Origin of the sequence: Pseudomonas fragi (genome assembly GCF_002269505.1) — a bacterium.
In the GTDB taxonomy this organism is placed as follows: Bacteria; Pseudomonadota; Gammaproteobacteria; order Pseudomonadales; family Pseudomonadaceae; genus Aquipseudomonas; species Aquipseudomonas fragi_D.
In genome coordinates, this window is record NZ_NQKQ01000020.1 from 1 (window position 1) to 13,003 (window position 13,003).

At 53.4% G+C, this 13,003-nt stretch carries 9 protein-coding genes, 1 other RNA gene and 1 pseudogene; 7 read left to right on the forward strand and 4 right to left on the reverse strand.

The annotated features are described in order from the left end of the window. Window positions 1–122 precede the first annotated feature (122 nt). The 3 genes from CJU81_RS16705 to CJU81_RS16715 are packed head-to-tail and all read left to right on the forward strand — an operon-like array spanning window position 123 to window position 5,695. Window positions 123–1,334, forward strand: coding sequence for a restriction endonuclease subunit S (locus CJU81_RS16705; RefSeq protein WP_095037533.1), 1,212 nt, complete (start codon window positions 123–125; stop codon window positions 1,332–1,334). 1 nt (window position 1,335) lies between these two features. After that, window positions 1,336–2,571: an AAA family ATPase gene (locus CJU81_RS16710; protein WP_095037534.1), complete on the forward strand. Its 1,236-nt coding sequence runs from the start codon at window positions 1,336–1,338 to the stop codon at window positions 2,569–2,571. Further along, entirely contained in the window at window positions 2,564–5,695 is a 3,132-nt protein-coding gene (locus tag CJU81_RS16715; RefSeq protein ID WP_095037535.1) for an HsdR family type I site-specific deoxyribonuclease, read from the forward strand. The genes CJU81_RS16710 and CJU81_RS16715 overlap by 8 nt, the downstream gene beginning before the upstream one ends. Before the next feature lie 301 nt (window positions 5,696–5,996). Here CJU81_RS16715 and CJU81_RS24270 read toward each other — a convergent pair. Beyond that, a pseudogene (locus tag CJU81_RS24270) lies at window positions 5,997–6,225 on the reverse strand (JAB domain-containing protein); the annotation flags it as partial. 1,349 nt (window positions 6,226–7,574) lie between these two features. On the opposite strand from CJU81_RS24270, the gene CJU81_RS16725 reads away from it, so the two are divergent. Genes CJU81_RS16725 through CJU81_RS24275 form a run of 4 tightly spaced genes read left to right on the forward strand, consistent with a single transcriptional unit; the run spans window position 7,575 to window position 10,551 of the window. Continuing rightward, complete coding sequence (locus tag CJU81_RS16725) at window positions 7,575–8,981, forward strand: YfjI family protein (RefSeq protein WP_092462957.1); 1,407 nt, start codon at window positions 7,575–7,577, stop codon at window positions 8,979–8,981. Further along, window positions 8,968–9,321, forward strand: a complete 354-nt coding sequence (locus tag CJU81_RS16730) for a hypothetical protein (RefSeq protein ID WP_095037536.1) — start codon at window positions 8,968–8,970, stop codon at window positions 9,319–9,321. Before CJU81_RS16725 ends, CJU81_RS16730 begins: the two co-directional genes overlap by 14 nt. After that, window positions 9,305–10,285 (forward strand): integrase domain-containing protein, encoded by a 981-nt coding sequence (locus CJU81_RS16735; protein ID WP_095037537.1) that lies wholly within the window; start codon window positions 9,305–9,307, stop codon window positions 10,283–10,285. The genes CJU81_RS16730 and CJU81_RS16735 overlap by 17 nt, the downstream gene beginning before the upstream one ends. Next, on the forward strand, window positions 10,282–10,551 hold the full coding sequence (locus tag CJU81_RS24275) for a hypothetical protein (protein WP_095037538.1): 270 nt from the start codon (window positions 10,282–10,284) through the stop codon (window positions 10,549–10,551). The genes CJU81_RS16735 and CJU81_RS24275 overlap by 4 nt, the downstream gene beginning before the upstream one ends. A gap of 166 nt (window positions 10,552–10,717) precedes the next feature. Here CJU81_RS24275 and CJU81_RS16745 read toward each other — a convergent pair whose 3' ends face one another. The 3 genes from CJU81_RS16745 to CJU81_RS16755 form a co-directional block, all read right to left on the reverse strand. Next, window positions 10,718–11,974 (reverse strand): integrase domain-containing protein, encoded by a 1,257-nt coding sequence (locus CJU81_RS16745; protein ID WP_095037539.1) that lies wholly within the window; start codon window positions 11,972–11,974, stop codon window positions 10,718–10,720. Between the two features lie 187 nt (window positions 11,975–12,161). Continuing rightward, window positions 12,162–12,553, reverse strand: a transfer-messenger RNA (tmRNA) gene (gene ssrA / locus CJU81_RS16750). A 73-nt stretch (window positions 12,554–12,626) separates the two neighbouring features. Then, window positions 12,627–12,908 (reverse strand): hypothetical protein, encoded by a 282-nt coding sequence (locus tag CJU81_RS16755; protein WP_016783464.1) that lies wholly within the window; start codon window positions 12,906–12,908, stop codon window positions 12,627–12,629. Window positions 12,909–13,003 lie beyond the last annotated feature (95 nt).

Genomic DNA, 13,003 nt, shown 5'->3' on the forward strand with positions numbered 1-13,003 from the left:
TCGGTACTCAAGTGTTTGTATTGGGTAGACATGGCAACACCTTACATCAGGTGTTGCACTTGTTCCTTGAGACCGCCCATTCACGCCATCGTCGCCGAGATTGAAGGCGAGGAGCTAGAGGCATGAGCGGCGGGAACTTTTTGGACAAGCTACTGGATCGCGTTGATGTGGAGTGGAAAGCTCTGGGGGAATTAACGCTGCCCACGACCAATATTAAGTGGCGCGATGCAAATCGCACCTATAGATATATTGATCTCACCTCTGTAAATATTGAAACGAAGGCGATAACCGAAACGCCCGAAATAGCGCAGAGCAATGCACCAAGTCGGGCGCAAAAGCTGGTTGAAAAAAATGACGTGATTTTCGCAACAACTCGTCCAGCCCAACAACGCTACTGCTTAATTGATAATGAGTACGCTGGCGAAGTTGCAAGCACCGGCTACTGCGTTTTGCGTGCAAAGAAAGCAGAAGTATTACCTAAATGGATCTTGCATTGGATTGCCTCTTCTGATTTCAAGGATTATGTTGAAGAAAACCAAAGTGGATCAGCGTACCCCGCTATTTCAGATGCAAAGGTGAAGGCTTTTAAAATCCCCATCCCCTGTCCAGAAAAGCCCAAAAAATCGCTGGAAATCCAAGCCGAAATCGTCCGCATTCTGGACGCATTTACAGCGCTTACAACCGAGCTTACAACCGAGCTTACATCCGAGCTTACAGCCCGAAAAGAACAGTACACCTATTATCGCGACAACTTGTTGGGCTTTGAGGAAGGGGAAGTGGAGTGGAAGACACTGGGGAATCTCGCAAAGAATCTTGATTCGATGCGAAAGCCAATCACGAGTAGCTTCAGAGAGCCGGGCGATATTCCATATTATGGGGCATCAGGAGTTGTCGATTACGTCAAAGACTATATCTTTGATTCTGACCTTTTACTTGTCTCCGAAGACGGCGCAAATTTGTTAGCGCGGAACACCCCAATCGCTTTTAGCATCAGTGGAAAAAGCTGGGTGAATAACCACGCCCACGTTCTTAAGTTCGATACGTACGCTGAGCGCAAATACGTTGAATACTATTTGAACAGTATAGATCTTACGCCTTACATCTCAGGTGCGGCCCAGCCAAAGCTCAACAAGAAGAATTTGGAGAGTATCAGCATCCCCAATCCATCTCCTGAGGAAAAAGAGCGCATCGTCGCCATCCTCGACAAATTCTACGCCCTGACAAACTCCCTCAGCGATGGATTGCCGCGCGAAATAGAATTGCGCAAAAAGCAATACGAGTATTACCGTGATCTGCTGTTGAGCTTTCCCAGGCCAGAAGAGGCGGTAGCCTGATATGAGCAAGACGCTGACAGAAATCGCCCAGCAACTGAAAGATAGCAACAAGAAGGTGCAGTTAATCTACGCCTTCAACGGTATTGGCAAGACGCGCCTGTCGCGGGAATTCAAGCAGCTAATCGCACCCAAAGCAAATAGCGGAGAAGCCGATCAGCCCGAGTTGTCGCGCAATAAAATCCTCTATTACAACGCCTTCACTGAGGATTTGTTTTATTGGGATAACGATCTGGAAGAAGACGCTGAGCCAAAGCTGAAGATTCAGCCAAATTCATTTACGGATTGGATTCTAAGAGATCGCGGACAAGATCGAAATATCATTGATAACTTCCAGCGCTATACTGATGACAAGCTCACACCAACCTTCATAGAGCATGACAAGCAAATAAATCAAGATGGGAAGTTGGTAATAACAAAAACCTTTCCAGAAGTAGCGTTTTCCTATGATCGTGGAACAGAGCGAACGGGTAGCATAAAAATCTCTAAAGGCGAGGAAAGTAACTTTGTCTGGAGCATTTTTTATACTCTGCTGGAGGAGGTCACATCGATCCTGGATGAGCCTACCCCCGCTAAGCGTGATGATAATCAATTTGATAATTTAGAGTACGTGTTTATTGATGATCCAGTGAGTTCACTCGACGATACCCACTTGATTGAACTGGCTGTTGATTTGGCACGATTAATAAAATGCAGTGCCTACACTGAAGGCAATGGGCTAAGGTTCGTCATCACAACGCATAGTCCGCTATTTTATAATGTTTTACACAATGAGTTGAATAATGATCTTAAAAAGCTCGGCCAGGATGGAGCTTTTGCGTGGATATATAAGCGAGGCCAATCAGAAAAGTACAGATTAGATAAGAAGACTGACGGAACTTTTGAGCTTGCCACAGCTAATGACCACCCGTTTTCTTATCATTTGTTTTTATTGTCAGAGGTCAGAAAAGCAATAAAAGCAGATCAAGTTAAAAAGTATCACTTTGGCTTTTTAAGGAATATCTTGGAAAAAACCGCCACATTCCTAGGCCATAATCGCTGGGAGAGCCTTCTCGATAAAACAGCTGAAGGCACTCCCAACCCGTTTGCAAGCAGGATTATGAATCTTTCTAGCCACTCCGCCCATGCAGGCGAGGAAGTTTCAGACGTTGAAGAAAAAGACAAGCAGAAACTGGAAGAGTTGGTGGAGTATTTAATTGATACCTACGGATTCAGGAAGCAGGATGCACTAAATGACTGATTACAAAGCCATTGCCGAATCCAACAACTTTATCGTTCTGGATAAATACAACAAAGAGTGGAGCGTCGCAGAAAGCTACCAGAGTGAAGGCGATCTGGAGCGCGAATTCATCCAGGACTTGAAAAATCAGGGTTATGAATTTTTGCCGAGCGTGACCACGCCGGATGCGTTACTGGTCAATATGCGCGTGCAACTGCAAACGCTCAATAACGTGCAGTTTGCGGAGGGTGAGTGGCTGCGATTTGTTGAAACCTGGCTGGACAAGCCCAGCGATGGCATTGTCGAGAAAACGCGTAAGATTCACGACGACTATATTCACGACTTCGTCTTTGACGATGGGCGCATCCAGAATATATATCTGCTGGATAAGAAGAGCATCGCCCGCAACAAAGTACAGGTGATCAAGCAGTTTGAGCAGGCTGGCAGTCACGCCAACCGTTATGACGTGACGATTCTGGTCAATGGTTTGCCGCTGGTACAGGTAGAGCTGAAGAAGCGTGGCATAGCGATTCGTGAAGCCTTTAATCAGGTGCACCGCTACAGCAAGGAAAGCTTCAACAGCGAGCATTCCTTATTCAAATACCTGCAGCTGTTCGTGATCTCCAACGGCACCGACAGCCGTTACTTCGCCAACACCACGCAGCGCAACAAGAACAGCTTCGACTTCACCATGAACTGGGCGAAGGCGGACAACAGTCTGATCAAAGACCTAAAAGACCTCACGGCCACCTTCCTCCAGAAGCACACGCTACTCAATGTGCTGCTCCACTACTCGGTGTGTGATGTCAGCAACACGCTGCTGGTGATGCGCCCTTACCAGATTGCTGCCACGGAACGCATTCTGTGGAAGATCAACTGCTCGTACCAGGCTAAGAACTGGAGCAATACGGAAAGCGGTGGCTTCATCTGGCACACCACCGGCTCCGGCAAGACCTTGACCAGTTTCAAGGCGGCGCGTCTTGCCACTGAGCTGGAGTTCATCGACAAAGTGTTCTTCGTGGTGGACCGCAAGGATCTGGACTACCAGACCATGAAGGAGTACCAGCGCTTTTCACCGGACAGCGTAAATGGCTCAGACAGCACAGCTGGCCTGAAGCGCAACCTAGAGAAGGATGACAACAAGATTGTCGTCACCACCATCCAGAAGCTCAACAACCTGATGAAAAGCGAAGGCGACTTGTCCATCTACGGCAAGCAAGTCGTGTTCATTTTTGATGAGTGCCACCGCAGCCAGTTTGGTGAAGCACAGAAGAACCTGAAGAAGAAGTTCAAGCGGTTCTATCAATTCGGCTTCACCGGCACGCCGATTTTTGGCGATGACATTGTTGATGGCAAATTAATCCGTAAAGGAAATGCACTTGGTGCTGACACCACCGCCAGCGTGTTTGGCCGTGAATTGCATTCGTATGTGATCACCGATGCGATTCGCGATGAAAAGGTGCTGAAGTTCAAGGTGGACTACAACGATGTCCGCCCACAGTTCAAGGCCATCGAAACCGAGCTGGACGAGAAAAAGCTCAGCGCAGCGGAAAACAAACAGGCCTTGCTGCACCCCGACCGCATCCGTGAGATCACCCAGTACATCATGAACAACTACCGGCAGAAGACCCATCGCCTGCAAGCCGGCAATAAGGGTTTCAACGCCATGTTCGCTGTCAGCAGCGTGGATGCTGCCAAGCTGTACTACGAGAGCTTCAGGGCGCTGCAAAAGAACAGCGACAAGCCGCTGAGAGTGGCCACCATCTTCTCGTTTGCCGCCAACGAAGAGCAGGATGCAGTGGGCGAAATTCAGGACGAAAGTTTTGATGTGTCGGCCATGAACAGCAGCGCCAAAGAGTTTTTGAGTGCAGCCATTGCGGACTACAACGCGCTGTTCAAAACTAACTTCAGCGTCGATAGCGATGGTTTCCAGAACTATTATCGCGACCTAGCCAAGCAAGTCAAAGCCAAGCAGATCGACTTGCTGATCGTGGTGGGTATGTTCCTGACGGGCTTTGATGCGCCTACTCTGAACACCTTGTTTGTGGACAAGAATCTGCGCTACCACGGGCTGATGCAGGCCTATTCCCGCACCAACCGTATTTTTGACGCCACGAAAACCTTCGGCAACATCGTCACCTTCCGCGATCTGGAACAGGCGACCATCGACGCCATCACCTTGTTTGGCGACAAGAACACCAAGAACGTGGTGCTGGAGAAAAGCTACAAGGAATACATGGAGGGCTTCACCGATGTGGCCACAGGTGAGGTGCGGCGCGGCTTTGTGGACGTGGTGAAGGACCTTGAAACACGCTTCCCCGACCCGGCAGCCATTGAAAAGGAAGCTGACAAAAAGGCCTTCGCCAAGCTATTTGGCGAGTATTTGCGCGTAGAGAACGTACTGCAGAACTATGACGAGTTCGCCAGCCTGAAGGAATTGCAAAACGTCGATATGACCGACCCGGCAGCGGTTGAGACGTTCAAGGCCAAGCACTATCTGACTGATGACGATCTGACCACACTGGCAGCCATCACGATCCCGGCTGAGCGGAAAGCTCAGGATTACCGCTCCACCTACAACGACGTGCGCGACTGGTTGCGTCGTGAAAAGGCGGGGGCTGAGAAGGAAAAATCCACCATCGACTGGGATGATGTCGTGTTTGAGGTGGACCTGCTCAAATCGCAAGAAATCAACCTAGATTACATTCTGGAGCTGATCTTCGAGCACAACAAAAGGATCAAGAGCAAGTCAGACCTAGTGGATGAAGTGCGCCGCGTGATTCGCGCGAGCCTAGACAACCGCGCCAAAGAGAGCTTGCTGGTGGACTTCATCAATCAGACTGATCTGGACCAGATTGGCGACAAGGCCAGTGTGATCGACGCCTTCTTCATCTTTGCTCAAGCGGAGCAGCTGCGTGAGGCGAAGGAGCTGGTCAGTGCCGAGAACCTAAATGCCGAGGCGGCACGGCGCTATATCGCTACTTCACTCAGGCGGGAGTTCGCCAGCGACAGCGGCACGGAACTGAACGCTGTGCTGCCCAAGATGAGCCCGCTGAACCCGCAATACCTGACCAAGAAACAGAGCGTCTTCCAAAAGATCGCTGCGTTTGTCGAGAAGTTCAAAGGTGTGGGTGGAAGCGTATAAAAAAATATGAACTTTAGCTCTTGGAGCTTTATTTAGCCTGAATATGGTTCATGTGTTAGCTATTTAAGCCCAAGCTGACAAAAAAACAGAGAGCTCACAGCCAGGGCTGTGGCTCTCCGTACGCCATTGCTTTAGCGAGTGAGCAGGGACTTGAGCTTCAACCAAGCCCAGCTTGTTAGCAGCAAGGCTACAAGCAGTACTGGTAAACGTAGTAGGTCCAATAGCAGGGCTATGACCGTACAACAGCCGACGAAAATGCCGATCACCAACAGCAGGTTAATAAAAAGCTGAGCGAGCATTTTCATAGGTGGCCCCGTTCTGCCAGTGACACGCAGCCCTCGTACCCTAATACAATGTGATCGAACGTCCCGATCCCAGCAAGCTCAGTGCGTCCTGCAGTTTCGTGGCGAGGGTGCGATCTGCCAGGCTGGGTTAGGGATCACCTGATGGGTGGTTGTGCACCAGGATCACGGCGGCGCAATGTGTTCCAGGGCGATTTTCATAACCTCCCTGGGGTAGAGGACTCTCCCTCTGGCCAATATGCTTTAGGCCTATACGTCCACTTTTGGCCGGTTTCTGCCGGTGATGACCAACCGGTTTGGTCGACTGCGCCCATTGTTTTTGACGGTAGGCGACCTAAACATGCCGCTCGGCGTGGTCCACGGAAATCTCGCGCAAACTCTTACAGCCCAACCGGTCGATCATTTTTTTTGGGGGGGCCTAATCGCCCCATATGGCGCCCGTGCAGCAGCAAAATTAGGAGTGCTACCTGAGGCGTAGCTTGCCTCGCCCAATCAACCAGCGTTGCTGCTTGAGGCTGTATTTGACGTTTGAGATTTGCTTTTCCGGCCAAACCCTCCGATCCAGCGATCTTTGATCGCGCCGATCGGAGGGTTCACTCGCTTTTTCTCGAAGTCACCTCGTTCCCCTTCCTATTTCAAATTTGATTAGCGTCACGCCATCTTTTACCCGTCAGAAATGACTCACGATGGTTATCGAGTACAGCTCCAGTGTGAGAGCGGATCTTGTCGTGGGGCAATGGCTAGAGATATGGCGACACCGGCGACAGCGGCGACAACCCATGCAGAACAGGGCCGGGAGCGTGGCGACAAAAGTGACGACAGTCGCCACTTTTTGCACGCTTTGGTCGTGATGCTTGACCACCTATTCGAGGGGGTATAACAATTGGCGCACGGATCGCTGTCGTTGACAGCACCAGCCCAGGTAGCCGGAACCTTTAAGGCTACGCCATTTGCGTGGTGGTTCTTCCCCAAGTGCGATTAGCGTCCGGCGGCTCGCACGATCACTCCCCAAGAGTGATGGATGCCTACTCTACCAATCTGTCCACTGCGGCAGACAATGGACCTACCTCGCTGCGCTGCAGCAACCTCACCTTTCGGCACACCTCGTTGCGCCAGACCGTGCCCGTCTCTTTCTGCTGGAAAGAGACGGGCGCTCGTACCAATGCTGCAAGCCACGTCGTACATGGCATTGCCGCAACTCTCCTCGTGACAATCGACGTGACAAATCCGATTCGTCACCATCCGCAACGACACAGGCACCGGTGCCGCAGCCTGTGGAAAGGCTGCACCTGACTGACAGTCAGGCATGCCCCAGGTGTCCATGTCGTTGCCTTCTCCTGTCCAGGATCTCCGGGTGCCGAACTCGTCAGTCGGCACAGCCTCCACCCGCCCGCATTTTCTGATGCGTCTAAGGAGGCCAGATTCATGGGTTCATGCCCTTGCTCCCGGTCGTAAGGAGCCGTTCGTTCCGCGTCAGTGAGCACCTCACAGGCCGCAGGGGCCTTTATCCCTGATAACACTCAACAGCCGTGGCGGGACTACGTGAGGACAGTCAGCAATTACCGAGGAGAGGGCCCATGCAGCAGTTAGATCCGAAGCTTGAACTACCACGACCACCTCGACCGCTGATTGAGTCGAATTCTTTGGCCCAGCCTTATCCGGTTCAGGCACTGGGTGGGATTCTTGGGCCTGCGGTGGAGCGCATGGCCGAGGTCATCGGCGTGCCCCAGGCGCTGGCCGCGCAATCGGTGTTGGCTGCCTCGGCGCTAGCTACACAAGGTCATGCGGGCTTACAGCTCGACGGGCGCAGTTATCCGCTGTCGCTGTACCTGATCACGGTGGCCGCGTCCGGCGATCGCAAAACGGCGTCAGATCGATGTGCATTACTGCCTGCACGACAATGGGAGCGTGAGCAGTGGCAGCGCTATCGCGAACAGCTTTCCCGGCACCGCGCCGCACAGCGACAGGCGCAGCGTATTAATCCTGGAAATCCCGCCCCCCAAAACGGCGTACCGCTAGAAGAAGAGCCCTCGGCACCCCGGCTGATCACCACGGATCCGACTATAGAGGCGTTGATCAAGGGGCTATGTCATGACTTGCCCAGCATGGGCCTGTTCTGTGACGAAGGCGGACAGTTCCTCGGTAGCAGCACCATGAGTCGGGATAACCGTTTGAAAGCGGTCACGACCTTGTCGTCACTTTGGGATGGCAGCCCGATAGATCGCGCGCGCTCCATGGTTGGTGAAAGCCTACGAGCCTATGACCGGCGTTTGAGCCTGCATCTGATGCTGCAACCCTATTTAGCCATGCAGTTACTCAGTGATCCGTTGCTGCAGGGGCAGGGCATTCTCGGTCGCTGTCTGATGACCTGGCCCTCCAGCCTGGCAGGACAACGAAGCTACCAGGCTGTCGACTTGTCGAAAGACGGCGACCTGAAGCGCTATCACCATCGCCTCTCTGCCCTGTTTCATCAGCCTTGGTCACTTTCCCCTGATGGTGCTCTGCAGCTATCACCGCTGACACTCAGTCCGTTAGCCCGTCGTCGCTGGATTGATTTGCATGATGCCATTGAAGCTCAACTGGGTGAGTTTGGTGAGCTGGCCAGCGTGCGGCCCAGCGGTTCGAAGGCCGCCGACAACCTGTTGCGCGTCGCCGGCATTTTGGCCGTTGTGGAGGAGAGCCGTGTCGTGGAGGTCGACCATATCCAACGGGCCTCGGCCTTAGTTGGCTACTACCTCACCGAGATCCAGCGCCTGACTGAGCAGGAGCCGGTTTGTCGAGTTAAGGAGGAGGCGGACCGGCTGTTGCGCTGGCTGCAGGTCAAAGATTGGAAGCGCTTTAGTATTCGAGACTTGAACCGCAACGGTCCCCGCTTTGCCCGTAAAAGCAGTCGCCATGCCACCAAGCTTCTGGTCGAGTTGCTTGATCATCATTGGCTGATTACCGACGGCCATACCTTCGAGGTGCGCCATGTTCAATCTTGATGAAGCACTGCGCAACCACTTAGCTCAACGTCAAAAGGAGCCGAAAGCGCGGTTTGTCGCCGCGAGTGTCGCCACTTTGTCGCCACGCTCAAAGCCAGGTAGGACAGGGGTTGTCGCCGCTGTCGCCGATGTCGCCACCGTTCGTAAAACTATCACCTCAACGACAGCCGTTATCCAGTGGTTAGAAAAGGAGGGGGCGCATCTCTACGTCGTCGACAACACGCTGTGTTTTCGCCCTACTGATTGGGCCCAGTTCGCCATCGTAAGCCCACACTGGCGAGCCCTTCTACATGAGCTGGCTGCAGTCGATCAGGAACAGAAAAATGGCTCGTGTCGGTAAGCGAGCGGGGCGCAATTTCGGCTTCGGTCGCCAGCTCAGCTATGCCGGACCGCAAGCCTTGAAAGATCTGTTTGGCGACGGCCATTTTGCTACCGTCAAAGCCCATGGCGATCGCTGGCAGGCATTCGTGCAATGGTGTCGATCGGATGAAGGACCGGGAGTCAATGACGCGCGCCAGATCGACCGCGAGATTCTCATGCGGTACGCCGTCCACGTGCGGGAGGAGGTTGATCAGGGCAGCGTCGGCATCGCCACCGCGCAGAACCGCCTGTCCAGCGTGAACCGCACGATGGCCGCGCTGCGCGGTGATCAGTACGTCAAAATCCCCAGTCCGAGCAAGGCGCTAGGCCTACAGCGTTCGAGCGTGCGTAGTGAGGCACCGCAAGGCCAAGATCGTGCTCAGATCGAGTTGATCGCACTCGTACTGTCAGAGCGAGGTCAGCAACGTGTGGCCGCAATTGTGCATCTGGCCCGGGATACTGGTATGCGCCTGCGTGAAGCGATCTTGGCGGACCTGCCCCGACTGCAACGTGAGGCCAGGCAACTGGACAAGATCAACATCCAGGACGGCACCAAAGGCGGTCGATCAGGCGCGTCAGCACCGCGTTGGATCGCGGTTACTGATCAAATTCGTGGCGCCTTGGATAGGGCCTGGGAGGCTTCACCCAGTGGCAGTCGGAACCTGTTGGCCCCCAACGAGAGCTACAAAGTGTTTATGCAGTCAGTTGTGCGACCGGCACGGGACATCTTGCATGAGCATGGATTGAAAGGCTTTCATGAGCTACGGGCGGCTTACGCCTGTGAGCGCTATGAGCAACTGACTGGCTTGAATGCACCCGTCAATGGCGGTCGTGTTCATCGAGAAGATCGAGAGCTTGATCAGCGCGCGCGACAGCAGATCAGCCACGAATTGGGACATAACCGCATCGATGTGGTGAGTGCCTACATCGGAGGCCGGCGATGACGGCCGAGTTCGATATAGCGTTGTTCCTGCGCCCCGTGCTCAAAGGTGCACATGCCACGCAGCAGCGGCACATCAGGCAAGCAGAAAGGATGCACAAGGTGATTCGTGAACGCTGGGGTTGCGCGACTCCCTGGTCCTGGAGAGAAAAGCACGTGAGATGGTTTCTGGAGCACTATTTGCGATGCTCAGCTCCAGCTACCATCTACTACTACGAGTTAACAGCAGGGTTGATCCGCCGTAGAAAGGCTAAAGTCGTGGTTGCCTGATAGACCTTTAAGCGTGAGCCCCTGAGTATGGGAATGCGGAGCCTTCCCATACTCAGGGGCTTGGCTGAAGAGGCGCAGGCATACCAGAGATCTAGCGATTGTCGTCACTCCTTTCGCCTTACTACACGACACGGATCGTAGCCGGTGGCGCGTACCTTTTGGATGTTCAGCGAATCGGTACGACGTTGCCATCTCTGGTTTGATTGATGGCCGATGCCGACAGGCTGCCGGTGGCCGCCTTCTGGATATGTTCACTCCACCAAGCCATCATCGGACGCCGGCGTTCGATGTAATCCGTCCGGTTGTAGGCGCTACGAACTTCGTCCTTGTCGACATGCGCCAGTGCGACCTCGATCAGCTCCGGATCCCAGCCATGCTCATTCAGGATGGTGCTCGCCATCGAGCGCAAGCCGTGGCTGACTAGACGGTCCTGAAAGCCCATGCGCTTCAACGCCATGTTGGCGGTCTGGCTATTGGCATGGGTGCGGGGATTTCTATCTGAGGGGAACACGTACTCTCTGTTACCACTGAGTTGCTTGAGCGTCTCCAGTAACGAAAGTGCCTGATCGGTAAGAGGGATTGTGTGCGGCCGACGCTTTTTCATGCGCTCTGGCGGAATGGTCCAAATGCGCTTGTCGAAGTTGATATCTGCCCATCGTGTGGTGGCTGCTTCCGCTGGGCGGGTCATGGTGTGCAGTTGCCATTCGATCAGGCAGCGGGTGATCCGCTTGATGCTGGCGTTCGCGATTTCGATCATGAGCTCGGAAAGCTCATCGGGTCGTAGCGCGGCCATGTTCTGTTTCTTGGGCTTCTTGAATACCGCCCGAATGCCACTGAGGGGGTTAGCGAAAATCAACCCGGAGTTCACCCCGTAGGTCATGATCTCGTTGAGCCGTTGGCTCAATCGCTTCACTGTCTCGAGGCTGCCTTTGGCCTCGATTGGGCGAAGCAGTTCGATGACAATCGGTGCGGTAATTTTCGAGAGCGGCGTTGTTTTCAGGTCTGGAAATACATGCAGCGTGAGCGATCGCCAAATGTCTTCGGCGTACGCCGGCGTGACGGAGTCCTTCTTCAGCTCGAACCAGGCGGTGGCCACGTTCTCGAACGTATGTTCCGTCTCCGCTCGTTTGGCTTCGTCCTGTGCATTGCGTTGCACCTTGGGATCAATGCCTTGTGCAAGCAGCTCGCGTGCTTCCACCACTTTCTTCCTGGCGTTCGCTAGCGAGAGCTCTGGGTATGTGCCCAGCCCCATATTGATACGGTTTTTGGTTACCGGCTCGCGGTAGTTGAAGTTCCACAGCATCGAGCCATTGCTCCTGACTCGGAGCTGAAGGCCGTCACCATCGCTGAGGACGTAATCCTTGTCTTTTGCCTTGACTGCCTTGAGCTGGCGGTCGGAAAGGCGAAGGGCTGGAGCAGGCATGAGAGCTACCTCTGACACCGTTTTGGTATTCCAAAAAATAGCACCGGATGGCTTGGAATACCATTTGGAATACCCAAACGGCTGGAACTCAAAAAACCTCTCCAGCGCCCTGTAGCGCTTAAACCCTTGATTTCACTGGATTTCAGGCACAAAAAAAGACGTCCGTGGACGTCTTTAGATGATGAAGTGGTGGAGCCGGGGGGATTTGAACCCCCGTCCGCCAGTACTCCGCTGTCGGTACTACATGCTTAGCCGTATCTATTAAGTTAACCCTCAGCGACCCGAAGGGCAGGGTGCTTTGGGCGAGTTGTGTAAGTTTTAGCCGATTCGTCCACAACGTACTGCACGGCGATCCTGTTCTATATGACAATCACTTCAGGTTTACAGGCATCCCCTAGTGATTGCTGGACCCGAAGGTACCAGGAGGATGGCTAAGGCAGCTTACGCTGCGAGAGCTTGACCCTCGTAGGTTTCGTCATTGGCAACTATAGAAAGTTGCAACAGTGGATTTACGAGTTCTGTTACCAACTCGGCATGCACCTAGAGTTTCGCAACCGGCGTCGAATCCTAAACGGCCCCGATGCTTGCTGTGTATAACCAGCAAGCTTGCGGAGTCTACGCCTTTCTGACGCAGAAGGCCAACCCAAAGGGGTTACTCACCACCTTTGTTGTTATTGGCGATGTCCTGCAGCACCTGGGTGGTCAGTGAAATGCAGGCCTGGGTGCCTTCTTTCGTGCCTTTGGATTGTTCTTCCTTGGCCTGGGCTACGGTGCTGTCGATGTTGTCTTGTAAGTCGGAGCTGATTTCGCCAGAGCTGGCTACGGCGTCGTTGATTTTTTGCAGGTTGATCTGGCAAAGGTCTTCTGCCGCAAACACCGGGGAGGCCAACATCACAGCAGAAATAAACAGACCAGCAAGAGCGGTACGCTTCATGGGGAAAACTCCTTGTGCACATGGTAGGCCCGGTGCTTCCAGGCTCGGTTTTATGCCCCAAATATTGGGGCCTTAAGCCAATTGACTATAGCCAC

What these genes read in the sequence shown, in the direction of transcription:
- CJU81_RS16705 (WP_095037533.1), top strand. Translation starts at nt 123, where the DNA reads ATGAGCGGCGGGAACTTTTTGGACAAGCTACTGGATCGCGTTGATGTG.
- CJU81_RS16710 (WP_095037534.1), top strand. Translation starts at nt 1,336, where the DNA reads ATGAGCAAGACGCTGACAGAAATCGCCCAGCAACTGAAAGATAGCAAC.
- CJU81_RS16715 (WP_095037535.1), top strand. Translation starts at nt 2,564, where the DNA reads ATGACTGATTACAAAGCCATTGCCGAATCCAACAACTTTATCGTTCTG.
- CJU81_RS16725 (WP_092462957.1), top strand. Translation starts at nt 7,575, where the DNA reads ATGCAGCAGTTAGATCCGAAGCTTGAACTACCACGACCACCTCGACCG.
- CJU81_RS16730 (WP_095037536.1), top strand. Translation starts at nt 8,968, where the DNA reads ATGTTCAATCTTGATGAAGCACTGCGCAACCACTTAGCTCAACGTCAA.
- CJU81_RS16735 (WP_095037537.1), top strand. Translation starts at nt 9,305, where the DNA reads ATGGCTCGTGTCGGTAAGCGAGCGGGGCGCAATTTCGGCTTCGGTCGC.
- CJU81_RS24275 (WP_095037538.1), top strand. Translation starts at nt 10,282, where the DNA reads ATGACGGCCGAGTTCGATATAGCGTTGTTCCTGCGCCCCGTGCTCAAA.
- CJU81_RS16745 (WP_095037539.1), bottom strand. Translation starts at nt 11,974, where the DNA reads ATGCCTGCTCCAGCCCTTCGCCTTTCCGACCGCCAGCTCAAGGCAGTC.
- CJU81_RS16755 (WP_016783464.1), bottom strand. Translation starts at nt 12,908, where the DNA reads ATGAAGCGTACCGCTCTTGCTGGTCTGTTTATTTCTGCTGTGATGTTG.